General features: G+C 71.6%; 2 protein-coding genes and 1 pseudogene. All 3 read right to left on the bottom strand.

What is annotated here, in order from left to right; genetic code table 11:
- On the bottom strand, positions 1–255 hold a 255-nt coding region (locus AC04L7_RS19015), incomplete at its 3' end, for a hypothetical protein (protein WP_475513747.1).
- 13 nt (positions 256–268) lie between these two features.
- On the bottom strand, positions 269–1,021 hold the full coding sequence (locus AC04L7_RS19010; RefSeq protein WP_475513746.1) for a DUF4198 domain-containing protein: 753 nt from the start codon (positions 1,019–1,021) through the stop codon (positions 269–271).
- A gap of 5 nt (positions 1,022–1,026) precedes the next feature.
- Positions 1,027–1,233 (bottom strand): annotated as a pseudogene (locus AC04L7_RS19005) (hypothetical protein); the annotation flags it as partial.

Raw genomic sequence — 1,233 nt, 5'->3', positions numbered from 1 at the left:
CAGCACGGCATTGCGTCCGCCGTTGCTCCTGCCGCCGTCCAGGTAGTCGCGGCGTTCAAGGACGGTGCGGTTCAGCAGGCTCCATCGCGTGTCTTCGACGAAGCCTCCGGTGGCTTCGGCAACCGGGGCTTCGGCACCGGCCGCGGCACCGCCGAGCATCATCAGTGCGGCGCCCCAGCAGCGTCGCCCGGCCCTCGGGAAACGCCGGCACGGGGCCGGACGGGGGGCGGGGAATGCCGATTGCGTGCGGATCATGTCCTGCTCCTCCTCATTCCGGCGCATGCGCGAGCCGGAACGACAGCGTGGCCAGGTGCTCGACCTTGTCGGTGGCGGCGGGATCGTCCGCGGGCGCATCGAGCCTGGCGGCGATCACGTTGAGTCCCTGGTTGCGCACCGGCAGCGTGACCGTGCCGTCGGCGCCGGTCAGGGCCGTTTCGCCATCGGGGTCGTTGACGAAGTCGGCCAGCACCGGCACGCCGGCAGCGGGCTCGCCGCGGTAGAGCACGCGCAGGCGCAGCGGCTCGCCGCGCATCGCGGGCAGCGCGGCATCGACCGGCACGATCTGCAGTGCATGGCCAGGCAGCCCTCCAAGCGGCCGGGCCAGCGGCGCGCGCAGATGCACCGCGTACTTGAAGTTGTGGCCGCTGGCCGAGGCGCCCGGCACCTCGCCCCTGGGTTTCTTGAACCACTGCCCGTTGGCTGCCTTGGTCCAGATGCCGTTGTCCAGCACGGCAGCGACGATGGTGGGCTGCTCGCGCAGGTCGACCAGCGCGAGCTTGCCGGCCGCTTCGAGCGCGGTCTGCACCGGGCGGCCCGCCGCGTCGTAGCCGGCCATCGCCTTGATGAGCGGCAGGCGCTTGGCGGCGTCGAGGTCGTCGCCGCCCTCGCCGTAGATCAGCGCCAGGTCGCCCGAGCGCTGGGCAAACCAGATGCCGTGGGCCTRGACCGCCGCCGACACGGCCCACAGCAGCGAAGCCGCGACGGCGCCGCGCAGCATGGGGTTGTGAAGAAGAAATGCCATGGCCGTCACAGGTACTTGAGCCAGGCGATGTCGCGGCGCCGCGCCTTCAGGCCAGCGAAGGCGCGCACCGCGGGGTACAGCGCAACGGCCAGCACGGCCGCGGCGGCCCACACCATCCACATCGCATCGAAACCGAAGAGCGCCCCCTGGTTCCGGCCCCAGGCCGCTTCGGCGCCGAGATAGAGGAACTTGAGCACGTACAGGTGCAGCAC

The organism is Pseudoxanthomonas sp. LjRoot204_2 (assembly GCF_056175765.1).
Note: the sequence above shows the minus strand (reverse complement) of the source record. Positions and strands in the feature narration are given on the sequence as shown.